At 72.1% G+C, this 23,094-nt stretch carries 21 protein-coding genes, 3 tRNA genes and 1 pseudogene; 16 read left to right on the top strand and 9 right to left on the bottom strand.

Annotated elements, in window-relative coordinates; translation table 11 throughout:
- Positions 1 to 87: 87 nt before the first annotated feature.
- On the top strand, positions 88 to 1,131 hold the full coding sequence (locus ACIRR9_RS21480; protein ID WP_403754030.1) for a LacI family DNA-binding transcriptional regulator: 1,044 nt from the start codon (positions 88 to 90) through the stop codon (positions 1,129 to 1,131).
- Positions 1,132 to 1,143: 12 nt separating this feature from the next.
- Here the strand turns inward: ACIRR9_RS21480 and ACIRR9_RS21475 are convergent, their stop codons facing one another.
- The gene (locus tag ACIRR9_RS21475) at positions 1,144 to 1,935 is read right to left on the bottom strand and encodes a VOC family protein (RefSeq protein ID WP_384563778.1); all 792 of its coding nucleotides are present in this window, start codon (positions 1,933 to 1,935) and stop codon (positions 1,144 to 1,146) included.
- Between the two features lie 260 nt (positions 1,936 to 2,195).
- Between ACIRR9_RS21475 and ACIRR9_RS21470 the strand changes: the two genes are divergently transcribed.
- From ACIRR9_RS21470 to ACIRR9_RS21450, 5 genes are all read left to right on the top strand, one after another.
- A complete protein-coding gene (locus ACIRR9_RS21470) occupies positions 2,196 to 2,450 on the top strand; it encodes a WhiB family transcriptional regulator (RefSeq protein WP_365335541.1) in 255 nt (84 codons plus the stop codon).
- 66 nt (positions 2,451 to 2,516) lie between these two features.
- Positions 2,517 to 2,587 (top strand) — tRNA-Ala (locus ACIRR9_RS21465).
- 11 nt (positions 2,588 to 2,598) lie between these two features.
- A tRNA-Glu gene (locus ACIRR9_RS21460) sits at positions 2,599 to 2,670 on the top strand.
- Positions 2,671 to 2,697: 27 nt separating this feature from the next.
- Positions 2,698 to 4,026, top strand: coding sequence for an SDR family oxidoreductase (locus ACIRR9_RS21455; RefSeq protein ID WP_403754026.1), 1,329 nt, complete (start codon positions 2,698 to 2,700; stop codon positions 4,024 to 4,026).
- Positions 4,023 to 5,204 carry a ribonuclease inhibitor gene (locus tag ACIRR9_RS21450; RefSeq protein WP_403754023.1) on the top strand — a complete coding sequence of 394 codons (1,182 nt, stop codon included), beginning with the start codon at positions 4,023 to 4,025 and terminating at the stop codon, positions 5,202 to 5,204. The genes ACIRR9_RS21455 and ACIRR9_RS21450 overlap by 4 nt, the downstream gene beginning before the upstream one ends.
- Before the next feature lie 3 nt (positions 5,205 to 5,207).
- Here the strand turns inward: ACIRR9_RS21450 and ACIRR9_RS21445 are convergent, their stop codons facing one another.
- Both ACIRR9_RS21445 and ACIRR9_RS21440 read right to left on the bottom strand, forming a co-directional pair.
- Positions 5,208 to 7,043, bottom strand: coding sequence for an AAA family ATPase (locus tag ACIRR9_RS21445; protein WP_403754020.1), 1,836 nt, complete (start codon positions 7,041 to 7,043; stop codon positions 5,208 to 5,210).
- Positions 7,044 to 8,447 (bottom strand): hypothetical protein, encoded by a 1,404-nt coding sequence (locus ACIRR9_RS21440; RefSeq protein WP_403754017.1) that lies wholly within the window; start codon positions 8,445 to 8,447, stop codon positions 7,044 to 7,046.
- A gap of 90 nt (positions 8,448 to 8,537) precedes the next feature.
- Between ACIRR9_RS21440 and ACIRR9_RS21435 the strand changes: the two genes are divergently transcribed.
- Together ACIRR9_RS21435 and ACIRR9_RS21430 are read left to right on the top strand one after the other, a co-directional pair.
- Positions 8,538 to 8,613, top strand: a tRNA-Trp gene (locus ACIRR9_RS21435).
- A gap of 190 nt (positions 8,614 to 8,803) precedes the next feature.
- A complete protein-coding gene (locus ACIRR9_RS21430; protein ID WP_403754015.1) occupies positions 8,804 to 9,427 on the top strand; it encodes a hypothetical protein in 624 nt (207 codons plus the stop codon).
- On the opposite strand, the gene ACIRR9_RS21425 is transcribed toward ACIRR9_RS21430, so the two are convergent.
- From ACIRR9_RS21425 to ACIRR9_RS21410, 4 genes are all read right to left on the bottom strand, one after another.
- Complete coding sequence (locus tag ACIRR9_RS21425; RefSeq protein WP_403754012.1) at positions 9,424 to 10,269, bottom strand: hypothetical protein; 846 nt, start codon at positions 10,267 to 10,269, stop codon at positions 9,424 to 9,426. The genes ACIRR9_RS21430 and ACIRR9_RS21425 overlap by 4 nt on opposite strands.
- Before the next feature lie 190 nt (positions 10,270 to 10,459).
- A complete protein-coding gene (locus tag ACIRR9_RS21420; protein WP_123972096.1) occupies positions 10,460 to 11,434 on the bottom strand; it encodes an acyl-ACP desaturase in 975 nt (324 codons plus the stop codon).
- A gap of 227 nt (positions 11,435 to 11,661) precedes the next feature.
- Positions 11,662 to 12,438: a dimethylargininase gene (gene ddaH / locus ACIRR9_RS21415; RefSeq protein ID WP_403754009.1), complete on the bottom strand. Its 777-nt coding sequence runs from the start codon at positions 12,436 to 12,438 to the stop codon at positions 11,662 to 11,664.
- A 98-nt stretch (positions 12,439 to 12,536) separates the two neighbouring features.
- A complete protein-coding gene (locus ACIRR9_RS21410) occupies positions 12,537 to 14,174 on the bottom strand; it encodes an ABC-F family ATP-binding cassette domain-containing protein (protein WP_403754006.1) in 1,638 nt (545 codons plus the stop codon).
- Between the two features lie 334 nt (positions 14,175 to 14,508).
- Between ACIRR9_RS21410 and ACIRR9_RS21405 the strand changes: the two genes are divergently transcribed.
- Positions 14,509 to 15,351, top strand: coding sequence for an isocitrate lyase/phosphoenolpyruvate mutase family protein (locus tag ACIRR9_RS21405; RefSeq protein ID WP_403754004.1), 843 nt, complete (start codon positions 14,509 to 14,511; stop codon positions 15,349 to 15,351).
- 19 nt (positions 15,352 to 15,370) lie between these two features.
- Here ACIRR9_RS21405 and ACIRR9_RS21400 read toward each other — a convergent pair whose 3' ends face one another.
- On the bottom strand, positions 15,371 to 15,787 hold the full coding sequence (locus ACIRR9_RS21400; RefSeq protein WP_403754001.1) for an SsgA family sporulation/cell division regulator: 417 nt from the start codon (positions 15,785 to 15,787) through the stop codon (positions 15,371 to 15,373).
- A gap of 201 nt (positions 15,788 to 15,988) precedes the next feature.
- Here ACIRR9_RS21400 and ACIRR9_RS21395 point away from each other — a divergent pair, with 201 nt between their 5' ends.
- From ACIRR9_RS21395 to mmpA, 4 genes and pseudogenes are all read left to right on the top strand, one after another.
- Positions 15,989 to 17,092: a WD40/YVTN/BNR-like repeat-containing protein gene (locus tag ACIRR9_RS21395; protein WP_403753998.1), complete on the top strand. Its 1,104-nt coding sequence runs from the start codon at positions 15,989 to 15,991 to the stop codon at positions 17,090 to 17,092.
- Positions 17,093 to 17,099: 7 nt separating this feature from the next.
- Positions 17,100 to 17,342: pseudogene (locus ACIRR9_RS21390) on the top strand (plasmid stabilization protein); the annotation flags it as partial.
- A 55-nt stretch (positions 17,343 to 17,397) separates the two neighbouring features.
- Positions 17,398 to 18,087 carry an endonuclease V gene (locus ACIRR9_RS21385; protein ID WP_403753995.1) on the top strand — a complete coding sequence of 230 codons (690 nt, stop codon included), beginning with the start codon at positions 17,398 to 17,400 and terminating at the stop codon, positions 18,085 to 18,087.
- A gap of 60 nt (positions 18,088 to 18,147) precedes the next feature.
- A complete protein-coding gene (gene mmpA / locus ACIRR9_RS21380; RefSeq protein WP_403753992.1) occupies positions 18,148 to 18,294 on the top strand; it encodes a morphogenic membrane protein MmpA in 147 nt (48 codons plus the stop codon).
- Between the two features lie 4 nt (positions 18,295 to 18,298).
- Here mmpA and ACIRR9_RS21375 read toward each other — a convergent pair whose 3' ends face one another.
- The gene (locus tag ACIRR9_RS21375; RefSeq protein WP_403753989.1) at positions 18,299 to 19,477 is read right to left on the bottom strand and encodes a saccharopine dehydrogenase family protein; all 1,179 of its coding nucleotides are present in this window, start codon (positions 19,475 to 19,477) and stop codon (positions 18,299 to 18,301) included.
- 179 nt (positions 19,478 to 19,656) lie between these two features.
- Between ACIRR9_RS21375 and ACIRR9_RS21370 the strand changes: the two genes are divergently transcribed.
- Genes ACIRR9_RS21370 through ACIRR9_RS21360 form a run of 3 tightly spaced genes read left to right on the top strand, consistent with a single transcriptional unit; the run spans position 19,657 to position 23,075 of the window.
- Positions 19,657 to 20,808, top strand: coding sequence for a CaiB/BaiF CoA transferase family protein (locus ACIRR9_RS21370; protein ID WP_403753986.1), 1,152 nt, complete (start codon positions 19,657 to 19,659; stop codon positions 20,806 to 20,808).
- Positions 20,808 to 21,821, top strand: coding sequence for an LLM class F420-dependent oxidoreductase (locus tag ACIRR9_RS21365; protein ID WP_123972088.1), 1,014 nt, complete (start codon positions 20,808 to 20,810; stop codon positions 21,819 to 21,821). The genes ACIRR9_RS21370 and ACIRR9_RS21365 overlap by 1 nt, the downstream gene beginning before the upstream one ends.
- A gap of 39 nt (positions 21,822 to 21,860) precedes the next feature.
- Positions 21,861 to 23,075 (top strand): acetyl-CoA C-acetyltransferase, encoded by a 1,215-nt coding sequence (locus tag ACIRR9_RS21360; RefSeq protein WP_403753981.1) that lies wholly within the window; start codon positions 21,861 to 21,863, stop codon positions 23,073 to 23,075.
- Positions 23,076 to 23,094 lie beyond the last annotated feature (19 nt).

Below are 23,094 nucleotides of genomic sequence, written 5' to 3'. Positions count from 1 at the left end.
CCATGGCTCCGCGGTCCGCGGCCCCGGACCCGCGTGAGCGCTCCCGTCGCCCCGTTCGACCGGAGCTATCCTGATCGCCAGCCGCCGATGAGGAGGGCCGAAGTGTCCGAGGCAGTGTCGCGCCCCACGCTGGAGGCCGTGGCCGCACGCGCCGGGGTGTCCCGGGCCACCGTGTCACGGGTGGTCAACGGCGGGGACGGGGTGCGCGAACCCCTCGTCGAGCGGGTCCGGCAGGCCGTCGAGGAACTCGGCTACGTCCCCAACCAGGCGGCCCGCAGCCTGGTGACCAAACGGCACGACGCCGTCGCCGTGGTCATCGCCGAACCTGAGACCCGGATCTTCACCGACCCCTTCTTCGCCCTCCAACTACGTGGAATCAGCAAGGAGTTGACCGCCCAAGACAACCAACTCGTACTGCTGCTCACCGAGGGGCGGGACGACCATGCGCGGGTGGCCCGCTATCTCGCCGGCGGCCATGTCGACGGGGCGCTCGTCTTCTCCCTCCACCTCGACGACCCGCTGCCCGGTCTGATCGAGGGCGCCGGAGTCCCCACCGTGTTCGGCGGACGGCCCGGCTGGAGCGACGGCTCGAACAGCGCCGTCTACGTCGACTGCGACAACCGGGGCGGCGCCCAGGACGCCGTACGGCATCTCGTGGGCCTCGGCCGGAGGCGGATCGCGCACATCACCGGACCCCTCGACCAGACGTCGGCGGCCGACCGCCTCCAGGGCTACCGGGACGTCATGGGGGAGCCCGATCCGCGCCTGGTCGTCCTGAGCGACTTCACCCTGGGCGGCGGCGAACGCGCGATGAGCGAACTCCTCGACCGCTGCCCGGACGTGGACGCCGTCTTCGCCGCCAACGACCTCACCGCGCTCGGCGCCCTGCGCGTCCTGCGCGAGCACGGCCGCCGGGTGCCCGAGGACGTGGCCGTGATCGGCTTCGACGACGTGCTGCCGGTCACCGAGCAGACCGGGCCGTCACTGACGACGGTCCGTCAGGACATAGAGGAGATGGGCCGGTTGATGGCACGGCTGCTGCTGCGCGCCCTGACCCGCGACAAGCCGGCGACGGGCGCGCCGTCCAGTGTCATCCTGCCCACGACATTGGTACGACGCGCTTCCGCCTGACCCCTGCCCGGCTCAACTCTGCTGCGGCTCGCCCCTGATCACCGCGAAGCGGGCGCCGTACGGGTCGGCCAGCTTGGCCATGCGGCCCACGCCTTCCAGCGTCGTGGCCGGCATCCGCACCCTGCCGCCCGTCTGCTGGGCCTTCTCGACCACCGCGTCCGGGTCCTCGACCTCGAAGTACGGCAGCCAGTACGCACCGGCCTGGGCCTCGGCCGGGTCCTCGGCCAGCGGGACCATCCCGCCGAACATCGACTCGTCGCCGCCGTCCGCCGGGTTGACACAGGTGTAGGTGCCACCGGGGAAGGGGACTCCGGAGGTCTCCAGGCCGAGCACCTTGTGGTAGAAAGCGGCGGCCAACGCGATGTCCGGGGTGTACAGCTCGACCCAGCACAGCGAACCCGGATCGCCCGCCACGTCGACGCCCTTGGTCAGCGCGGGCTGCCAGATACCGAACGGCACGCCCGCCTGGTCGGCGAGGATCGCCAGACGGCCCTGGCCCATCACGTCCATCGGCTGGGCCAGGACGCTGCCGTGCGCCTGCTCGGCGAGCTTGGCGGTGGCCTGCGCGTCCTCGCTCCGGAAGTACACGCTCCAGGACGGCGGACCCTGCTCGGGGGTGGTCTGCATACCACCGGCGACGGTTTTGCCGTCCAGTTGGAAGAATCCGTAACCGCCGGCGTCGGGCCCCGCCGACTGGAACTGCCAGCCGAAGAGACCGTTGTAGAAGGAGATGGCGCCGTCGATCTCGGGGGTGCCGAGGTCGATCCAGTTGGGTGCGCCGTTGACGAAACGGGTGGTGAGCATCTTCGCCCTCCTCGGAAGGGGGTCGCGTTCTCTGCTCCGCCGAGTCTTCCACCGCCCGCCGACAATCGCTGCCGTACCACGCGCACCCACCCCGGTTACCGTGGGTTACTGGACGCACCCGCCGTGTTCTGATTCCGTTGCGCGCGCCGCCGTGCGCAGGCGGGGCGCGGACGCGCATCATCGAGACTGCCGTGGTGTGCCGCCGCCGCGTTGAGCGGGCGTTGAGCGAACGTTTTTCGCCGCACGGCACGATCCTGGCCATGCACTTCGACACCATCACCCCGCCCCGTACGCCCGTCCCGGCCTGGCAGGCGCAGGCGCTGTGCGCGCAGACCGGGGCGGACTTCTTCTTTCCCGAGCCCGGCAGCTCGGTACGCGAGGCGAAGCGCATCTGCGGTATGTGCGAGATGCGTTCGGCCTGCCTGGAGTACGCGATGGACAACGACGAACGCTTCGGCGTCTGGGGCGGCCTGTCCGAGAAGGAGCGCCTCGACCTTCGGCGCGCGTCCCGCTGAACCACATCCGCCCCGGAAATCGTGTACGACGGTACGCCGTCGCCCGGATACGATCCCGTCACGCGGCCGGACGTAGCGCAGAGGCAGGCGCACCGCTTGGCAAGACGGACACACCGGTTCGAATCCGGTCGTCCGGACCGCGTGACGAGGTTCCGTAGAGCAGAGGCAGACTCGCCACCCTCTCAAGGTGGATACGCCGGTTCGAATCCGGCCGGGACCGCGGTACGGCGGACACGGGGCGGGACGGATGAGCGAGGCGATCACCGAGGCGGAACTGGCCGCCTTCCATGAGGTCGTGGGGAAGCTGCGGGCGCTGCCCGTCGACGACCCGGTGCGGCTGCGCGCCGAGCAGGTCGCCGCCTCCTTCGCCCGCGACGGACGGCTGCGCCGGCGCAGGACGCGGAACAGCGAGGTGTCGACGGCCGACGCCGCCGCGATGGCCGCGACCGCGACCGGCGCCCTGGACCGCCGCGAGGACGCGCCGCTTGCCGTGCCCGGCGCCGGGGGCGTCTTCCACAAGCCGCGCACCTGCTACGTCTGCAAGTCGCCCTATCGGCAGGTCGACACCTTCTACCACCGACTCTGCCCCGGCTGTGCCGCCGACAACACCACCCGCCGTGCCCTGAGCGCCGACCTCGGCGGCCGCCGTGTGCTGCTCACCGGCGGCAGGGTGAAGATCGGCTTCCAGCTGGCGCTGATGATGCTGCGCGACGGCGCCGAAGTCCTGCTCACCTCGCGTTTCCCGCACGACACCCGGCGCCGCTTCGAGGCCGCGCCGGGCAGCGCCAAGTGGCTGGACCGCCTCACCGTCCTCGCCGTCGACCTGCGCGACCCGCGCCAAGTGCTGGGACTCTGCGAGGAGTTGCGGCAGGAGGGCGAGCCGCTGGACATCCTCGTCAACAACGCGGCCCAGACCGTACGCAGGCCGCCCGAGTCCTACGCCCTGCTGGCCTCCGGTGAACGCGACGCACTGCCCCCGGGCGCCCGGCAGGCCCCCGGATTCACGCCGATGCGGATGCTGGAGAGCGGAGCCGCGTCCCTGCCCGTCGCGCTGCGGGAGGCCGACGAGGCCGGGCTGCTGCCCGATCCCTCGCCCGAGAACTCCTGGTCGGCCCGGCTCGGCGAGCTCGACCCCGCCGAGGTCCTGGAGACCCAGCTCGTCAACGCCCTCGCCCCGGCCCTGCTGTGCGACCGGCTGCTGCCGCTGCTGCTCGCCTCCCCGCACCCCCGCCGCTATGTCGTCAACGTGACCGCGGTCGAGGGCCGGTTCGCCGTCCGCAACAAGATGGCAGGACATCCGCACACCAACATGGCCAAGGCCGCCCTCAACATGCTCACCCGCACCAGCGCGGCCGAACTCGCCGGGCAGGGCGTCCACATGTGCGCCGTCGACACCGGCTGGATCACCGACGAGAACCCGGCCCCGAAGAAGGCCCGGATGGCCGGTGCCGGCTTCCGTACACCCCTGGACATCGTCGACGGGGCGGCCCGCGTCTACGACCCGATCGTGCGCGGCGAGGCGGGCGACCCGGTGTCCGGGGTGTTCCTGAAGGACTACCGGGAGGCGGCGTGGTGAGCGCGGACCCACAGCAGCAGACCTTCGCCGGGGTACCGCACATCGCTCCGCGCCCGGCCGCCGAACTCGCCCTGCTGCTGGACTGGTTGCGGGCCGGACGCCCGGCCGGGGAGCGGCTGGACTTCACCGCCGGCACCGCCCTGCCCGACGGCCGCCTCGACCTGTGCAAGCAGGGCGTCGGCGCGGCGGGCGCCGCCCTGATCGCCGAGGCCCTGGGCCAGGGCCCTTCTCCGGTACGGCACCTGCTGCTCGGCACGGACGCGCTGGGCGACGACGGCGCCGAAGCCGTGGCCGGTTCCGGCGCCGAGGTGGAGACGCTCTACCTCGGCTGCAACGGCATCACGGCGGGCGGTGCCTGCCGGATCGCCGACCAGCTGCGCGCCTCACCGCAGGTCGTCACCGGCGTCTGGCTCAAGCGCAACCCGCTGGGCAGCGGGGGCGGCCGGGCGGCCGCCGAACTGATCGAATCCGCCCGCTCCCTGCGCACCCTCGACCTCGTCCAGACCGGGCTGGACCCGGCCGGAGCGGCGGTCCTGGCCGACGCACTGCTGGCGGCGGCCGGCAACGGGCGCCGCATCGAGCGGCTCTTCGCCGGCGGCAACCCGCTGGGCGAGGCCGGTGCGCGGGCGCTGGCGGCCGTGGTCGCCCAGGGAGCGGTCGACGAACTGTACGTGTCCGCCGCGCGGTTGGGTGACGAGGGCGCGCTGTTGCTGGCCGACGCGCTGGACCGGGCGCCGTACGGGCACCTCACCCGGCTGTCCGTCGCCAGCAACGGCATCGGGCCGTCGGCCGCCGCCCGCCTGGTGACAGCGGCGGCCTCGGCGGGCGTCACCCTGCTCGACCTCGGGCGGGTCCGCGCGGCGGCCGTACTCGCGGCGCCCGACAACCGGGTGGACCTGGCCGCGGCCGACGCCATCGGCCGGGCCCTCGCCGACGCCGAACACCGCCTCGCTCATCTCGTCCTGACCCACACCGGCATGCGCAGCCGCGAGGCCCACCGCCTCCTCGACCACGCGGTCGACGCCGCAACCGCCACCCGCTACCGCCTCGGCACCGGCATCGCCACCAGCGTCAAGCGCCGCCTGGCCGACCTCAGCGCCCACATCCCGGCACCGGCGGTCCCGGCCGACGTGGCCGCCGTACGCAGCGTCCACCGGACGGCACCGCAGGAGCCCTGACGGTCAGCGCCTGCGGGTCTCCATGAACACCTCCGACCAGTACCGCTGCTGCCGCTCCGAGGCCCCCACCAGATAGGTCGCGCGCAGCTTGGCGGGGAGCAGCGACACCAGCCGGAGCACCACCGCCCGATGCCTCTTCAGCTGCGACAGCTCGGCGTTGGCGAGGATCTGGTGGACCACGTCGCTGTCGTCACCGCCCTCGTCGGACAGCGCGGCCGCCCGGCGCAGCCGGGTCTCCCAGGCGCCGACGTCCCGGGCCAACTCGCGCAGACCGGTGACGGGGCGCCCCTTGAAGCGGTCGATGAGGGCGGTCAGCGGCACCGGCGCGTACTCGCCGTCGCCGAGGTAGACCATGCCCATCTCCAGCGGCAGCCCCTTGCGGTGCAGCTTGATCAGCCGCTCCGGGGTCCGCTTGGTGATCCAGGCCCGTCCCTCGTCGTCGATGTCGTGCTTCCACCACTCCAGGACCGTCTCGGCGTCCCGGCCGTACCTCGCGAGCAGCCACTCGTTGGCCGGGATGTCCTCGGGCTCGACCGTGAGCGAGGCCGTGAAACGGGTCGCCTGGGCGATGTTGTTCCGCGACACCAGCAGCTTGCGGCCCAGGTGGTACGGCGGGTTCTGCACGGCTATCTGCGCCCGCAGGTGCTCGATCCGCCGCCCCGCCAGCGACCACTCCTGGGTGACCTCCATCAGCTTGGCGAACGCGGCCCTGTCCTTGGGCCGGTTGTACTCGTCCCAGACGATCGCCTTGGGCTCCGGACCCGTGAAGGGCGCGGCGAGCAGGTTGTCCAGGGTGCCGTCCGGGGACGGGACCGGCGCGCACAGGTCCTCGACGTTCGTCACCGGCAGGGAGAAGTAGAGCGGGTCCCGGCCGAGGCCATCGCGCAGGGTCTCCCGCACCAGCTCCGTCTTGCCGCAGCCCGGCGGCCCCTGGAGCAGCACCGTCCAGCGGTTGCGCAGGGCCGCCCGCACCACCTGCCGCACCGGGTCCGCGATCGTCGCCGGATTGGCCACGCCGATGCTCGCGGCGATCCGGTCCAGAATCTCGGCCGTGCGGTTCTGGCCCGGTCTGCCGTCCGGGCCCGGTTCGGCGAGCCGCAGCCGCTCGCCGTCGACCAGAGGCAGGCCCCAGCGCAGCGGGAAGCCCTCGCGCGCGTTGGCCAGGACGTGGTCGAGGGTGCGCGGGGAGAGCAGTTCGCGCAGGGCGGGGGAGAGCGACGCCCACAGGGAGAACACCGGACGCAGGTCCCACGGGCGGTACCTGGCCGCGAGATGCCGGCGCCAGGAGGTGTCGTTCGCAGTGATCCGCATCGTCACCATGCGGTCCAGGAGCGCCAGGTCCCCACGGCGCGCCGAGGTCTCCGTCAGTGACTCGTTGTCGGTGAGGAACACGCCGACGCAGCCCAGGGCGCGCAGATCGTGCTCACCCAGCGACCAGTTGCAGGCGATCTGCATCAGCTGCGACTGGATCGTGTCGCCCGCCTGCAGCGAGTCGTCGATGAGCAGCACGAACGGCCGGCCCGGCCTGAGCCGGCTCATCACCAGCTGGCGCAGCACCAGTTCACCCGTGCGCGGGTCCCTGACCGGCGCGTTGACCAGTAGATCGTCCGGGGTCAGGTTCGCCGCCGGCACGTACACCAGGGTGGTGTCCGGGTGGGCGCGGGCGATGTGCGAGAAGAACGTCGCCGTCTTCCCGATGCCGTGCTCGCCGAAGATCTGCCCCGTCTGCCCCATGTCGATCATCGCGTCGATGAAGGACTCCAGCCGGGACGCCGCCGCCGGTTTCCCGCCCTCGGTGGTTGTGGTCTCGGCCTCTGTGGTCTCTGCCTCTGTGGTCATCTACCGCGATCCTGTGGTGACGCGATGGCAGTCCATCGCGGGTGTGTGCGTATCGGGCCAGTCGTTGCCGCCGTCGGTTATGAGCCAGATCCACTTCTCCGGCTCGGCCGGTGTGATCGGCGGTGCGTAGCCGTCGGTCAGGACGACGACCGCGTCCGGGGTCACGTCGCAGCGCCGGCCCGCCACCTCGGTACGGCCCTCCACGTAGTCCGCGACCACCTGGAAGCTGGTGCCACCACCGCCGTACACCCTCTCGCCGGGCCGGAACGGCATCACCACGGCGTCGAAGGACAGCCAGTGCGCCGCCACCCCGTCGATCCGGCCGACCAGCCGGGTGAGCCAGTCGATCACCTGGTCCGGCATCGACCCCGAGGTGTCGTAGGCGATGACGAGCACCTTGTCCCGCACCGGGCCGCGCCGCGCGAGCATCGGGTCCTGCCCCAGGGCGGCGAGCAGGGCGCCGCGCTTCTTCGGGTACACCAGGCGCTCGCCGTCGCGCAGCCGGGAACCCAGCACGTCGACCAGCCAGCGCTGCCACCAGTCGACGGTCCGGGTGCGGGTGGTCTCGCCGCGCAGCACCCCCGCGCCCAGGTTTCCCCAGAGCTTCGCGGCCCGCGCGGAACCCTCCTCCGTACGGCTCATGAGGTCGAGCAGCTCACGCTCGGCGCCCGCGTGTCCGCGCCGGGCCGCCAGCAGGGAGTTGAGCAGCGCGGAGGAGGTCACCGCGTCGACCGTCTCCTGGTCGGCGGGGACCAGGCCGGCCACCAGATGCGGGCACAGCGGCGGTGGCACCGGCGGATCGCACATGCGCTTCAGCTCGCCGTAGATCCGCATGTCCGTCTCGATGAACACCTCGAAGGCGAGTGGCTCCAGGCCGTGCGCGGTCAGGTCCTGCCGGTAGGCGTCGTACACCCGGCGCGGATCGACGCCCGTCGGCCGGCCGTCCAGCAGGGGCAGCGCCTCGCGGCCGAGGCGGACCAGGGCCACATGGTTGATGGCGACCTCGGCGGCCAGCGTGAACACCGGGTCCTCGCGCAGCTCGGCGTCGGCCAGGAGATGGCGGTGCACCAGATGCCGGGCCTCGTGGAACAGCACGAACTTCACGCCGTCCAGGCCGAGCGCGACGAAAAAGTCCGGGTTGTACAGCAGCAGACAGGTGCCGTCGCCCGAGGCCACCACGGCCGCCGTGTCCACCGCCGTCGTCGGGATCTGGTGCGGGCACTTCGAGTACAGCCACGAGGCCACCGCGGACTCGGTCAGCCCGAAGTCCAGCAGCGCGGCCTCCTTCAGCCGCCGCGCCTCGGCCACCACCGCCGGATCCGCCGGCCGGTACGCCTGAAGGGCCTTGCGATCAGACAGATCGGCCACAAGAAGGCGTGGCCGCCCCCGCTCTCCGTACGCCATGTGCAGCCCCCCGCCGCGCGGTTCCCCGAGTGCTTCATTGGTACCAGCCGGCACTGACAGCGGGCCAAGGCATTACGATCTGCCGCAAGGGCGGGGCCGTAGCGCAGAGGCAGGCGCACCGGTCTCCAGAACCAGAACACGCCGGTTCGAATCCGGCCGCCCCGCCCCCTGAGAGACAGACCCGGAGCCGTTGGGGCATGGCGGTTCCCGGCCCGGCCGCCGGCGTCGAAACCCGCCACACGTCCGTCTTTCCACTCCAGGAGCCCCGGAGCCGTGTCGTACTGGGGAAGGCATGCGCGCGGCTCGGTCACGGGGCACGCTGGAAGAAGAGCGACGTGGCGATGGGAGGAGCTCCCATGGGACACACGGAACAGCGGCCCGCCACCACGACCCGGGCCGAGAAGCCCGTCAGCACCGGGGGTGTCTTCTTCTCCTTCGCCCCGTGGATCATCTTCGGTGTCGTCGCCGCCCCCAGCACCTGGGAGTACGCGGCACTGGCCGCGCTGATCGCCGCGGTGGTGCTCTCCGGCAGGGACATGCTCCGGGGCCGGTACTTCCTCCTCGACATGGTCGCCATCGTGTTCTTCGCCGTGCTCTGCGTCCTCGCGCTCGCCCTGCACCGCCATGAACTGATCTGGCTGGAGACGTATGCCCAGGTCGTCTCCAACGCGGTGGTGGCCGTCGTGGCCCTCGGCTCCCTGCTCTCCGACCCCTTCACCGCGCAGTACGCCCGCCAGTCGGTACCGCGCGAGTTCTGGGCCTCGCCCGTCTTCGCACACGTCAACAAGGTGCTGACCGTGGCCTGGGGCGTAGTCTTCGCGCTGATGGCCCTGTCCACCTGGCTGGCCATCAGGCTGCCGGGGCAGAGCGACTGGTTCAACTGGGTCGTCCCCGTCGCTCTGCTGGTCTGGGCGGTGAAGTTCACCGAGCGCTATCCGGAGCAGTACAAGCAGCGGGCCGCCCGGCAACGGGTCGCCTAGGCGATCGCCCCCGCTGTCACGACCAGTTCCCCCACCGTGCCGTGGAAGGTGCCGATCAGCTGGGCCAGCACCGCCCAGGCCTCCTCGCGGTCGCCCAGGTGATCTTGGACCAGGGGCCGCAGGGCGGCTTCCGCCTCGGCGGACCGGCTCGGGAACATCACGTGCCCCATGGACAGCACCTTCAGCACGTCCAGGGCGGGGCCGTGATCCAGAGCGTACTCGGCGGGGCCGTCCAGGATTCCCGCCTGGCGGACCCGGAAGTCGAACTTGCGGTGGGTGCCGAACTGGGCGCGCAGCGAGGGCGGACAGTCCGGGCGGATCGAGAGGGCCCAACGGACGTAACCGGGCAGGGAGTTCTCGCGGTCCGCCTCGGCGACGGTCTGCCAGTGCTCGCGCCGGTAGACCATGGAGGTGGCCTCCCGCGCGGCGGCCATGGAGGCCGACTCGCGCAGGGCCGGGACCAGCCCGATGCGGGCGATCCGGTCCGGGACCTGCGGTGCCTTGTAGTCGTCACGCAGGACCGGGTCGACCTCCACCGCGAGCAGCCGGCCGGGGCCGAACGGCACCCCGTCCAGGATGGCCCGCCGCAGCGCGGTGTCCCGGTCGGGAAGGAGGCGCCAGACGACGGCGTTGAGATCCGGGTCGTCCTCCTGGAGCATCCACAGCATCGCCGATGACGGCAACGCCGGCAGGCTCCACGGGAGTCTGCGCCGGGCCTCTCGGAGGTCCTCCGGCGCCGGGAGGGGCAGGCCGACACGCGCGCGTACCCGGTCGGCGTCCGCGGAGTCGATCAGGTCCAGCAGGAAGCCGACCGCCCGGTCGGAGGTGTTGTCAGCACGCACGCGCGCATGATGCCGCAGGCCACCGACAGGGCGCACGGAAAATCCGCACGCCCCGGTACGCCCCGGCTGCGGGAACGGGCCTCGGCGCGCCCCCGCCGTGGGAATGCGCCTCGGCGCGCCCCGCCCGAGGGTGCGTTTCAGAGCGCCCCGCCGCGTGCGCGCGGCTCGGAGCGCCCCGTCGCGCGGTCGGTCACGCGCCGGCGCGCGCCGCCATCCGTGCCTTGCGCGCGGCCAGCTTCTCGTCGAACTTCGACGCCTCCGCGTTCAGCCCGCCCATGAACAGCCCGAGCTCCTCCTGCGCCTGCAGACCCTCCGGGCCGAGGCCGTCGATCTCCAGGACCTTCAGGTGGCGCAGCACCGGCTGCAGCACGTCGTCGTGGTGGATGCGCAGGTTGTAGACCTCGCCGATCGCCATCTGCGCGGCGGCCCGCTCGAAGCCGGGGATGCCGTGACCGGGCATGCGGAAGTCGACCACGACGTCCCGCACCGCCTGCATGGTCAGGTCGGGGGCGAGCTCGAAGGCCGCCTTGAGCAGGTTCCGGTAGAAGACCATGTGCAGGTTCTCGTCGGTCGCGATGCGCGAGAGCATGCGGTCGCAGACCGGGTCGCCGGACTGGTGGCCGGTGTTGCGGTGCGAGATGCGGGTCGCGAGCTCCTGGAAGGCGACGTAGGCGACCGAGTGCAGCATCGAGTGCCGGTTGTCGGACTCGAAGCCCTCGCTCATGTGCGACATCCGGAACGCCTCGAGCTTGTCCGGGTCGACCGCGCGGGAGGCGAGCAGGTAGTCGCGCATCACGATGCCGTGCCGGCCCTCTTCCGCGGTCCAGCGGTGCACCCAGGTGCCCCAGGCGCCGTCGCGGCCGAACAGCGAGGCGATCTCGTGGTGGTAGCTGGGCAGGTTGTCCTCGGTGAGGAGGTTCACCACCAGGGCGATCCGGCCGATCTCGGTGACCTTGGACTGCTCCTTGCCCCAGGCCTCGCCGTCCTCGAAGAAGCCGGGGAAGTTACGGGCGTCCGTCCACGGCACGTACTCGTGCGGCATCCAGTCCTTGGCGACCTTGAGATGGCGGTTCAGCTCCTGCTCGACCACTTCCTCCAGGGCGTACAGCAGCCGGGCGTCGGTCCAGGCGGACGAGCTGCCGAGATGGGGAGAAGTGATCGTCACGAGAACTCCAGGGGACGCCGAACAAGGGGCTATGAACGGGAGAAGGCCGGCGAGCGGTGCCGGAAACCTACGTGATCGTAGGCTACGAATTCGTAGGTTACGAAGCCGTAGGTTAAGTGCGCTGTAAACACTGCTGATCAGGTACCGTGCGCAAGGCGAATCGGGACATGCCAAACGGTCATGGGACCCGCAGGTCCCGGGGCCGACCGGGTGAACCGATCACCCGGTCAGACGTACAGCTCCCGCAGCCGCACCGAGAGGCACGTCACACATCCCTCGAGCTTCTCGAACTCGGAGATGTCCACCGTGACCACCTCGTGGCCGAGATCGGTCAGCAGCTCCGCGGTCTTCGGGGCGCTCGCCGACATCAGCAGCTTGCCGCCGCCGAGCAGCACCACATGGGCGCCGGCATCCTCGGGCACCGCCAGGAAGCCCGGGAACAGCGAGGGCCGGTCCACGTTCGGGATGTGCCCCAGAATCGTTCCGTCGGGAAGCGCGGTGACCGCCGACTTCAGGTGCAGCACCTTGCTCACCGGTACGGCGACCACGCGCGCGCCGAGCGGCTCGAACGCGGCCCGCAGCTGCTGCACCCCGGCCGCGTTGGTGCGCCCGCCCCGGCCGACGTAGATGGTGTCGCCGACCTTCAGGACGTCACCGCCGTCCAGAGTGCCGGGCTCCCAGATCCAGTTCACCGAGCAGCCGAGGCGGGCCACCGCCTCCTCGACCCCGGCGGTCTCCGCGCGCCGGGCCTCGGCGCCGGGCCGGGTGATCAGCGCCACGTTCCTGTACATGACGACCGTGTCCTCGACGAACACCGAGTCCGGGCAGTCGTCCTCGGGGTCGACCTCGATGGTCTCCCAGCCGTGCGTGCGCAGGCTCTCCGCGTACGCCTCCCACTGCTCCTGGGCGAGCTCGACGTCGACCTTCTCCCGCTCGATGTGCGTCACCAGGCCTTCGGCGAGGTGCGGGCTGGGGCGGCGGATGAGGGCCTTCTTGCTGGGCACGACAGGTCTCCGGGGTCGGGGGCGCGGTCCGGCGCCCGTTGTGGGGGCCCCGGACCGCCATCATGCAGGGCGGGCCGGTGCCGACAAAACCCCCGTTGTCAGGCTGTGCCCTCCCCGAGACGTGCCACCTCCTCCGGTGTGGTGCCGGTCAGTTCCCCGTCGGCCATCAGCAGCCACCGGGTGATCCCGATCGACTCCAGGAACGGCAGATCGTGACTGGCCACGATCAGGGCACCTTCGTACGACTCCAGGGCCGAGGTCAGCTGCCGCACGCTGGCCATGTCGAGGTTGTTCGTCGGCTCGTCCAGCATCAGCAGCTGCGGGGCGGGCTCGGCCAGCAGCAGCGCGGCGAGGGCCGCCCGGAAACGTTCGCCGCCGGAGAGCGTGGCCGCCTTCTGGTCGGCGCGGGCGCCCCGGAACAGGAAGCGGGCGAGCCGTGCCCGGACCCGGTTGTTGGTGGCGCCCGGCGCGAACCGGGCCACGTTCTCGGCGACGGACAGCTCCCCGTCGAGCACGTCCAGCCGCTGCGGCAGGAAACGCAACGGCACGTGTGTGTACGCCGCCCCCGCGACCGGCGCCAGCTCCCCGGCGATCGTCCGCAGCAGCGTCGTCTTGCCCGAGCCGTTGCGCCCGATCAGCGCGATCCGCTCCGGCCCGCGCAGATCGACGATCCCCTTGACGTGTGAACCGTGGGCCAGTTCCAGGTTCTCCAGCGTGAGCACGTTCCGGCCCGGCGGCACGGCCGTGAACGGCAGCTCCACGCGGATCTCGTCGTCGTCCCGGACCGCCTCCACCGCCTCGTCCAGCCGCTCCCTCGCCTCGGCGAGCCGCTCCTCGTGCATGATGCGGTGCTTGCCCGCGGACTCCTGTGCCGCACGCCTGCGAGCCCCCATGACGATCTTCGGCTCGCGTTTCTGCTCGAACATCTTCTGGCCGTACCGCTTGCGCCGGGCCAGCTTGACCTGGGCGTCGGACAGTTCGCGCTTCTGCTTGCGGACATCGGACTCGGCGACCCGCACCATCCGCTCGGCCGCCTCCTGTTCGACGGCGAGGGCCTCCTCGTACGCCGAGAAGGTGCCGCCGTACCAGGTGACCTCCCCGGCGCGCAGATCGGCGATCTGGTCGACCAGGTCGAGGAGTTCGCGGTCGTGGCTGACCACGATCAGCACGCCCGGCCAGGACTCGACGGCCGCGTACAGCCGCCTGCGGGCGTACAGGTCGAGGTTGTTGGTGGGTTCGTCGAGCAGCAGCACGTCCGGCCGCCTCAGGAGCAGCGCGGCCAGCCGCAGCAGTACCGACTCGCCGCCGGAGACCTCGCCGACGGTCCGGTCCAGACCGATGTGGCCGAGGCCGAGTTCGCCGAGGGCGACCAGGGCGCGCTCCTCCACGTCCCAGTCGTCGCCGACCGTCTCGAAGTGCGCCTCCGACACGTCACCCGCCTCGATGGCGTGCAGCGCGGCCCGCCGGGCGGCGATGCCGAGTGCCTCGTCGACGCGCAACGCGGTGTCCAGGGTGACGTTCTGCGGAAGGTGGCCGACCTCGCCGGCCACCTTCACGGTGCCGTCGGCGGGGACGAGTTCACCGGCGACGATCTTCAGCAGGGTGGATTTCCCCGAGCCGTTGACACCGACCAGGCCCGTGCGGCCGGGGCCGAAGGCGATGTCGAGGCCCTCGAAGACGGGGGAGCCGTCGGGCCAGGCGAAGAACAGGGACGTACAGGTGACGGAAGAAGACATAAGGCGCCTCGCGGTTGCTTGCGGTGTCGGGGGCAAACGCGTGTCGAGACACCGCGAGGCAGCAGCCGAAAGGGCCAGGAGAGATCCTGCGCCGGGGGGACGGCTCGCACGCCGAGGTCGTACGCCACGGACACACCTCATGGGTGTGGCGCGGTGTCTCAGGACCTCAGACGAGCAACGTCCTTCTCCAATCGGCGACAACAGGACGTGGAACACCGTACGAGCGGGCTCGGCGAGGCGTCAACGCATTAAAGAACGGGGTCCGGCCGGAGCCCCACATGCATGTCGGATTCCTGCCAGCCACCGCCCCGCTCCGGCTGGTTGAGTCGTCCCCATGACGAACCAGAACACCCTTCGCGACCGTGCCCTCGCCTTCCGCGCCCTGCACATCCCCGGCACCCCGCTGGTCCTCCCGAACGCCTGGGACGTCACCAGCGCCCGCATCGTCGAGGACGCGGGCGCCGCCGCCGTCGCGACCACCAGCGCGGGACTGTCCTGGACGCTCGGCTCGGCGGACGGGGACCGGCTGGACCGCGACCGGGCGCTCGCCGCCGTCGCACGTATCGCCGAAGTGGTCGAGGTACCGGTGAGCGCGGACGTCGAGACGGGCTACGGCAAGGACCCGGCGGCCGTGGCCGACACGATGCGCGCCGTGATCGAGGCGGGCGCCGTCGGGGTGAACATCGAGGACGCGCTGTACGAGGACGGAACGGGACCGCTGCGTGTCGTCGCAGAGCAGGCCGAACGGATCAGCGCCGCCCGTGAGGCCGCCGACGCCGCGGGGGTGCCGGTTTTCGTCAACGCCCGGATCGACACCTTCCTGAGGGGTGCCGGGGGAGTGGACCTCACACTGGAGCGGGCCGCGGCCTTCCTCGCCGCCGGTGCCGACGGGATCTTCGTCCCCGGGGCCGTCGACCCGAAGACCGTCGAGCTCCTCGCCGAGGGGATCGACGCGCCGCTGAACGTGATGGCCGGCCCCGGCGCACCGCCGGTCGCGGAGCTCGCCTCGCTGGGTGTGGCGCGGGTGAGCGTCGGCTCGGCCGTCGCCCAGGCCGTCCACGCCGTGACCCGTCTCGCCGCACAGGAGCTGCTGGGTGCGGGGACGTACGGCAGGCTGGCGGGCGGCCTCGAATTCGGAGAGCTGAACCAGTTGATGGCCGGCCGCCGGAACATCTGAGCGGCGCGGGGGCGGGCGCCTAGCAGGCGTCGCGCATGAGCTCCGTCAGGTCGTGATCCAGATCCAGCTGGAGGTGTTCGAGGCCGACGGGCACCAGAGTGCCGGTCGCCTTCAGGAACCGGCGTATCTCGCCGGTCAGCACATGGATGACGGCGGTGCCCTCGGGGGCGTGGAACTCCAGCACGGTCCGGTCGTAGCCGTACGGACGCACCCGCACGTCCCCCTTGCCCTCCGGGGCGTGCAGGCCGGCCTCCAGCAGCTCGCGGGAGAACGTCCAGCAGACGTCGACGCCCTCCAGGGTGGCCGGGGCCGGGAAGGTCATACGGACGGCGAACGGGTCCTCGCGGTCGTAGCACAGGGTGGCGGGAATGCTCGGCATGCGCGGCGACGCCGCGACCAGGCGGGCCTCTACGGGCTGCTCTATGACGGTGGACAACGCCTTGCTCCCTCGTGACGGCTGTACGAATTTCCTGGCGTGTGAGACCTGGTACTGGAAGAGACGACGGAAGTCGCCGATCCGTGCACATGAAGAGCGGGTGACGTGTGTCACCGGAGGTATTCACACCATCGGCTTACTTCTGGTGGGACCGGTGGGCCCTCTGGACGCCACCGGGGGAGTGGGCTAGCTTCGCGCGCCATGAGGCGCTTGGGGAGCACGCGACGGGCAGGGCGAACGGGACGTACAAGCCGTGTGGTGGCCGTGGGGGTGGCGTGCGGGGCGGCACTGGCGGCGCTGACCGTCGGCTCCGCGCGGGCCGCGGCACAGACACCGCACTGGGTGCTCAAGGACACCGGCACGCCGGACGTGCGCTTCCGCGGCCTGGCCGCCGTCGACCGCGACACCGCCTGGCTGGCCGGTACCGCCGGTACCGTGCTGCGCACCACGGACGGCGGGACGAGCTGGCGGAACGTCTCCCCGCCGGGCGCTGGCGACCTGCAGTTCCGGGACGTCGAGGCGTTCGACGCGCGCCGCGCGGTGGTGCTGGCCATCGGCGAGGGCGAGGCGTCCCGCGTCTACCGCACCGACGACGGTGGGACGACCTGGATCGAGTCCTTCCGCAACACCGACCCTGCCGCGTTCTACGACTGCATGGCCTTCTTCGACCGCCGTCACGGCCTCGCCATGAGCGACCCGGTCGAGGGGAAGTTCCGCATCCTGTCCACGAGTGACGGCGGCCGCTCCTGGCGGGTGCTGCCGGACACCGGCATGCCGCCCGCCCTGGACGGCGAGGCGGGCTTCGCCGCGAGCGGCCAGTGCCTGGTCACTTCTGGGCCGAAGGACGCCTGGCTCGCCACCGGCGGCGGCGCGCACGCGCGCGTGCTGCACTCCACCGACCGCGGCCGCACCTGGACCGCCGCCGACACACCGATCCCGGCGGGCGACCCCGCCAAGGGCGTCTTCGCCCTCGCCTTCCGCGACCGCACCCACGGCCTCGCGGTCGGCGGCGACTACCGAGCCGACCAGCCCTCCCCGCAGGCGGCCGCGCTCACCCCCGACGGCGGCCGCAGCTGGCAGCCCGCCACGACCCCGCCGCCCGCCTACCGCTCCGGCGCCGCCTGGCTCCCGCACAGCCGCAGCACCGCCCTCGCCGTCGGCCCCACCGGCACCGACCTGACCACCGACGGCGGCCGCACCTGGCGGACCGTCGACACCGGCTCGTACGACACCGTGGCCTGCACACCCGACCTCAGCTGCTGGGCGGCCGGCGAGCAGGGGCGGGCGGCACGCCTGGAGCACTGACCCGCGGGAGGCGCGCGGCGCCCGGACCGTCAACAAGGAACGCGCCCGCTCCGGCGAGTCGAAGACCGCCGGCCGTACGTCGATCCAGGACACGCCGTCCGGCCGACGCGGCGGCAAGCGGTCCCACACCGGGTCCCAGGGCCCGACCTGCGACCAGCTCCACGAGGAGGCCGGGCAGCGCGGCACCGAGGGCCGCTCGGACATGAACAAGGCCCAGCTGCAACGGGCTTCGGGCGACAGGAAGCGCTGACCCGGTCACCGGAAATCGGCACGCGCGCGTGGCGCGTCGTACGCTCGGGGTCACCATGACGACCGTATGCGTACCCGCGGACTGGCCCGCGACCGAGGAACAGGCTCTGGCCGTGCAGGACGAGCTGCGGGGGCGGGTGATCCTCGACGAGCCGGGTCCGGCGCCCGGTACCGGGCATGTCACGGGCGTCGACGTGGCTTATGACGACGAGCGGGACCTGGTCGCGGCGGCGGCCGTCGTGCTGGACGCGGCGAGCCTGGAGGTCGTCGCCGAGGCGACCGCCGTCGGCCGGGTCTCCTTCCCGTACGTGCCGGGACTGCTCGCCTTCCGGGAGATCCCGACGGTGCGGGCCGCCCTGGACGCCCTCCCGTGCCCGCCGGGCCTGGTGGTCTGTGACGGCTACGGCCTCGCCCATCCGCGCCGCTTCGGCCTCGCCAGTCACCTCGGAGTCCTCACCGGCCTGCCCACGATCGGCGTCGCCAAGAACCCGTTCACCTTCGCGTACGACGACCCGGACGCCCCGCGCGGCAGCCACGCACCGCTGCTCGCCGGCACCGAGGAGGTCGGCCGCGCCCTGCGCACCCGGCACGGCGTCAAGCCCGTGTTCGTGTCGGTGGGCCACCGGGTGAGCCTGGACAACGCCTGCGCTCACACCCTCGCGCTCACCCCGAAGTACCGGCTGCCGGAGACCACCCGCCGCGCGGACGCCCTGTGCCGCGGCGCGCTGCGTGAAGCTCAGGCCTGAGTAGCGATTCTGAGTACGAGTACGGATGTGGCCGTTACAGTCCGACGGCAGGCTTGCCGCATGACCACATACCGCACCTCCGAGTCCGTTGCCGCCTCCGCCCAGCCCGTCGGGCGCCCGGTGGCGGCCGCGCTGGTCCTCGCCGTGGTGGTGGGGTCCGGGTGGGTGGCCGGGATGCTCTACACCGTGATCCAGTGGCAGTCCTAGGGGTTCAGCGGGTCGCCGCCACCCGGAACCCGATCCCGGCCGCGCGCAGCCGCTCGGTCAGCGCGTCGCCCATCGCCTGGGCCGTGGTGACCTGGCCGGCCGTCGGCGGCAGGTCGTCGAAGGCCAGCGACAACGCCGACTCGGCGAACATCTTCGCCGTCTCGCCGTAGCCGGGATCACCGCCCGAGACCTCCGTGAACACGCGCCGTCCGCCGCCCTCGCCGACGAACCGGACCGTGAACCAGCTGCGAGCCCGCTTCTCCGCGCTCGGCCCGTCCCCGGGCTTCAGACGGTCCGACAGCCAGCGCCGGGCGGGCGGCACCTGGGCGGCCGCGGCCACCGCGGCGACGGCCGCGACCCCGCCGAGCGCGACCGGCAGACGGTCGACGGCCGCGTAGTGCCGGTAGCGGAAGTCGGGGCCGTAGCGGTCCAGCGCCTTCGCCGAACGGCGCACGATCTGCGCGTCGATCGTGGGCAGCGGCAGCGCCCAGGCGCCGACCTCGGGCGCGAAACGCGGGGCGCCCGCCGGAGCGCTCGCCCGCCGGCTCATCAGCCGGGGCTCGTGCCGGGCGCGGTCCCGGGCGGCGGCGAACATCTGCCGGGGGCGCGCGAACTGGTCCAGCGCGGAGGCGAAGGTGCCGCCGGAGAAGGTCGCGTCGGCCGTCACGAAGCCGTCCACGGTCAGCGGCACGCCCTCCGGCAGCTGCCGGACCGTGAAGTAGGCGCCCAGGTCGTGCGGGATCGAGTCGAAGCCGCACGCGTGCACCAGGCGGGCGCCCGTCTCACGCGCGCGTGCGTCGTGCCGCACGTACGTCAGGTCCACGAACTCGGGCTCACCGCACAGGTCCAGATAGTCCGCCCCGGTGTCCGCGCAGGCCGCGACCAGGTCCGCGCCGTAACGGCCGTACGGGCCGACCGTGGAGGCCACCACGCGCGCGTGCTCGGCGAGGGCGCGGACCGTGGCGGGCTCCGCGGCGTCGGCGCGCAGCAGCCCGACCTCCGCGCCGCCCGGCAGCCGCTCCCGCAGCTCTTCGAGCTTGCGCTCGTCCCGGGCCGCGATCGCCCAGCGCAGGCCCTCGGGAGCGTGCTCGGCGAGGTACTCGGCGGTGAGCGCGCCGACGAAGCCGGTGGCTCCGAAAAGCACGATGTCGTACGGACGGTCCGTCGTTCTCAGCCTGCTCATGACACCTCTCGGTCCTGCAACCCGCGCCGTTGTCGGTGGCTGAGGCTAGCGTGAGGAGTGCGGACGCACCCCCACCGGGTATCTTGACTAAGCGCTTGCTCGTCTACTCTTGTGTCCAGTGGAACGTGTTCTTAACATCGTCGGTGTTACATCAGTTGTGTCACATGACTGGGGGCGGCATGACCACGGCAGGGACGCCAGGACACGGCCCGCTCTCCGGTGTGCGCGTGGTCGAGCTGGCCGGCATCGGACCGGGCCCGTTCGCCGCGATGCTCCTCGCCGACCTGGGCGCCGACGTGGTCCGCGTCGACCGGCCCGGCGGCCAGGGACTCGCGATCGACCCGGCGTACGACGTCACCAACCGCAACAAGCGCTCCGTGCTCGTCGACCTGAAGTCCCCGGACGGTCCTGCCCGCGTCCTCGACCTCGCCGAGCGCGCCGACATCCTGATCGAGGGCTACCGCCCCGGCGTCGCCGAGCGCCTCGGCGTCGGCCCCGAGGACTGCCACGCCCGCAACCCCCGCCTGGTCTACGGCCGGATGACCGGCTGGGGCCAGGAGGGGCCCCTCGCGCACCGCGCGGGCCATGACATCGCCTACATCGCCCTCACCGGCACCCTCGGCATGATCGGCCGCCCCGACGAACCCCCGGCCGTCCCCGCCAACCTGCTCGGGGACTACGCGGGCGGCTCCCTCTACCTCGTCGTCGGCGTCCTCGCCGCGCTCCACCACGCGCGCGCGACCGGCACCGGCCAGGTCGTTGACGCCGCCATCGTGGACGGCACCGCGCACCTGGCCGCGATGATCCACGGCATGGTCGCCGCCGGCGGCTGGCACGACCGGCGCGCCGCCAACCTGCTGGACGGCGGCTGCCCGTACTACGGCACCTACGAGACCGCCGACGGCGGCTACATGGCGGTCGGCGCCCTGGAGCCGCAGTTCTACGCCGAGTTCCTTCAGCTGCTGGGCGACCTCGACGACCTGGCCGACGCCCGCAAGGACTGGACCCGCTGGGGCGAACTGCGCGAGCGGGTCGCCGCCCGCTTCAAGTCCCGCACCCGGGCCGAGTGGACGGCCGTCTTCGAGGGCTCCGACGCCTGCGTGGCCCCCGTGCTGTCCCTCCGGGAGGCCCCGCACCACCCCCATCTGGCCGCCCGCGGCACCTTCACCGACCACGGCGGCATCACCCAGCCCGCCCCCGCCCCCCGCTTCTCCGCGACCCCCACGGCCGTGCGGACCGCCCCCGCCCGGCCCGGCGCGGACACCACCGGCGTGGCCCGCGACTGGGACGTACCCGCACTGCTCGACGACCACGACAAGGACCCCACCTGATGGAGCTCTCCACCTTCCTCGACTACGCGGGCGACCCGCGGGCCGCGGCCGACCGGGCGGCCGCACTGGAACCGGCGGGCCTCGACGCGGTCTGGGTCGCCGAGGCCTACGGCTTCGACTCGCCCACCCTCATGGGCTACCTGGCCGCCCGCACCGAGCGGATGAAGATCGGCTCCGCGATCCTCAACGTCTACTCCCGCACCCCCGCCCTGATCGCCCAGACGGCCGCCGGTCTCGACATGGTCTCCGGGGGCCGCGCGATCATCGGGCTGGGCGCCTCCGGCCCGCAGGTCGTCGAGGGCTGGCACGGGAAGGCGTACGACAAGCCGCTCGGCCGTACCCGCGAGACGATCGAGCTGACCCGCCGCATCCTGCGCCGCGAGGTCATCGACCACCACGGCATCACCGACATGCCCCGCCCCGGCGGCCTCGGCAAGCCCCTGAAGATCCTCACCAAGCCGGTGCGCGCCGAGGTCCCGCTCTACGTCGCCTCGCTGGGCCCGGCCAACGTCCGGATGACCGCCGAGATCGCCGACGGCTGGCTGCCCATCTTCTTCATCCCCGAGCGGGCCCATGAGGTCTGGGGGACCCCGCTGGCGGAGGGCGCCGCCCGCCGTGACCCGGCCCTGGGACCTCTGGGGATCGTCGCGGGCGGCCCGCTCGCCATCGGCGACGACGCGGCCGCCGCCCGCGACCTGGTCCGCCCCAAGATCGCCCTGTACGTCGGAGGCATGGGCGCCCCCGGCAAGAACTTCTACAACGACCTCGCCGTCGCCTACGGCTACGAGAAGGAGGCCCGGCTCATCCAGGAGCTGTACCTCTCCGGCCGCAAGAAGGAGGCCGAGGCGGCCGTACCCGACGAGTTCTGCGAGCTCATATCCCTGTGCGGCCCCGAGGGCTACGTCCGCGACCGCATCGAGGCCTACCGCGAGGCGGGCGTGACCATGCTCGACATCACCCCCGTCGGCCCGGACCCGGCCCGCCTGGTCGAGACCGTCAAGAACTGGCTCTGACCCCCTACCGCGTAAAAACCCTCGTTGAAAGGCTTGTCAGTGAGCACCGAAGCGTACGTGTACGACGCGATCCGCACCCCGCGCGGCCGCGGCAAGGCGAACGGCGCCCTGCACGGCACGAAGCCCATCGACCTGGTCGTCGGTCTCATCCACGAGATCCAGGGCCGTTTCCCGGGCCTCGACCTGGCCGCGATCGACGACATCGTCCTCGGTGTCGTCGGCCCGGTCGGCGACCAGGGCTCCGACATCGCGCGGATCGCCGCGATCGCCGCCGGACTGCCCGACACGGTGGCCGGCGTCCAGGAGAACCGCTTCTGTGCGTCCGGTCTCGAGGCGGTCAACATGGCCGCCGCCAAGGTCCGTTCCGGCTTCGAGGACCTGGTCCTCGCCGGTGGCGTCGAGTCGATGTCCCGGGTGCCGATGGCCTCGGACGGCGGCGCCTGGTTCAACGACCCGATGACCAACCTGGCCGTCAACTTCGTGCCGCAGGGCATCGGCGCCGACCTGATCGCCACCATCGAGGGTTTCTCGCGGCGTGACGTCGACGAGTACGCGGCGCTCTCCCAGGAGCGCGCGGCGACGGCCGTCAAGGAGGGCCGCTTCGACCGTTCCGTGGTTCCCGTGAAGGACCGCGCCGGGCTCACCGTCCTCGACCACGACGAGCACCTGCGCCCCGGTACCACCGCCGACTCCCTCGCGAAGCTCAAGCCCTCCTTCGCCGACATCGGCGAACTGGGCGGCTTCGACGCGGTCGCTCTGCAGAAGTACCACTGGGTCGAGAAGATCGACCACGTCCACCACGCGGGCAACTCCTCCGGCATCGTCGACGGCGCCTCCCTGGTCGCCATCGGCTCCAAGGAGATCGGCGAGCGCTACGGCCTCACCCCCCGTGCGCGGATCGTCTCGGCCGCCGTCTCCGGCTCCGAGCCGACCATCATGCTCACCGGCCCCGCCCCCGCCACCCGCAAGGCCCTCGCCAAGGCCGGCCTGACCATCGACGACATCGACCTCGTCGAGATCAACGAGGCGTTCGCGGCGGTCGTGCTGCGCTTCGTGAAGGACATGGGCCTGTCCCTGGACAAGGTCAACGTCAACGGCGGCGCCATCGCCCTCGGCCACCCCCTCGGCGCCACCGGAGCGATGATCCTCGGCTCGCTCGTCGACGAACTGGAGCGCCAGGACAAGCGCTACGGCCTCGCCACGCTGTGCGTGGGCGGCGGCATGGGCATCGCCACCATCGTCGAGCGCATCTGAAATCCCCGCGGAACCAAGA

It is taken from the genome of Streptomyces sp. NPDC101234 (assembly GCF_044767525.1).
Classification (GTDB): Bacteria; Actinomycetota; Actinomycetes; order Streptomycetales; family Streptomycetaceae; genus Streptomyces; species Streptomyces sasae.
Note: the sequence above shows the minus strand (reverse complement) of the source record. Positions and strands in the feature narration are given on the sequence as shown.

Bases quoted from the DNA above. Each gene is read 5' to 3' on its own strand.
- ACIRR9_RS21480 (WP_403754030.1), top strand. From the start codon at position 88: ATGAGGAGGGCCGAAGTGTCCGAGGCAGTGTCGCGCCCCACGCTGGAG.
- ACIRR9_RS21475 (WP_384563778.1), bottom strand. From the start codon at position 1,935: ATGCTCACCACCCGTTTCGTCAACGGCGCACCCAACTGGATCGACCTC.
- ACIRR9_RS21470 (WP_365335541.1), top strand. From the start codon at position 2,196: ATGCACTTCGACACCATCACCCCGCCCCGTACGCCCGTCCCGGCCTGG.
- ACIRR9_RS21455 (WP_403754026.1), top strand. From the start codon at position 2,698: ATGAGCGAGGCGATCACCGAGGCGGAACTGGCCGCCTTCCATGAGGTC.
- ACIRR9_RS21445 (WP_403754020.1), bottom strand. From the start codon at position 7,043: ATGACCACAGAGGCAGAGACCACAGAGGCCGAGACCACAACCACCGAG.
- ACIRR9_RS21440 (WP_403754017.1), bottom strand. From the start codon at position 8,447: ATGGCGTACGGAGAGCGGGGGCGGCCACGCCTTCTTGTGGCCGATCTG.
- ACIRR9_RS21430 (WP_403754015.1), top strand. From the start codon at position 8,804: ATGGGACACACGGAACAGCGGCCCGCCACCACGACCCGGGCCGAGAAG.
- ACIRR9_RS21410 (WP_403754006.1), bottom strand. From the start codon at position 14,174: ATGTCTTCTTCCGTCACCTGTACGTCCCTGTTCTTCGCCTGGCCCGAC.
- ACIRR9_RS21405 (WP_403754004.1), top strand. From the start codon at position 14,509: ATGACGAACCAGAACACCCTTCGCGACCGTGCCCTCGCCTTCCGCGCC.
- ACIRR9_RS21395 (WP_403753998.1), top strand. From the start codon at position 15,989: ATGAGGCGCTTGGGGAGCACGCGACGGGCAGGGCGAACGGGACGTACA.
- ACIRR9_RS21385 (WP_403753995.1), top strand. From the start codon at position 17,398: ATGACGACCGTATGCGTACCCGCGGACTGGCCCGCGACCGAGGAACAG.
- mmpA (WP_403753992.1), top strand. From the start codon at position 18,148: ATGACCACATACCGCACCTCCGAGTCCGTTGCCGCCTCCGCCCAGCCC.
- ACIRR9_RS21375 (WP_403753989.1), bottom strand. From the start codon at position 19,477: ATGAGCAGGCTGAGAACGACGGACCGTCCGTACGACATCGTGCTTTTC.
- ACIRR9_RS21370 (WP_403753986.1), top strand. From the start codon at position 19,657: ATGACCACGGCAGGGACGCCAGGACACGGCCCGCTCTCCGGTGTGCGC.
- ACIRR9_RS21365 (WP_123972088.1), top strand. From the start codon at position 20,808: ATGGAGCTCTCCACCTTCCTCGACTACGCGGGCGACCCGCGGGCCGCG.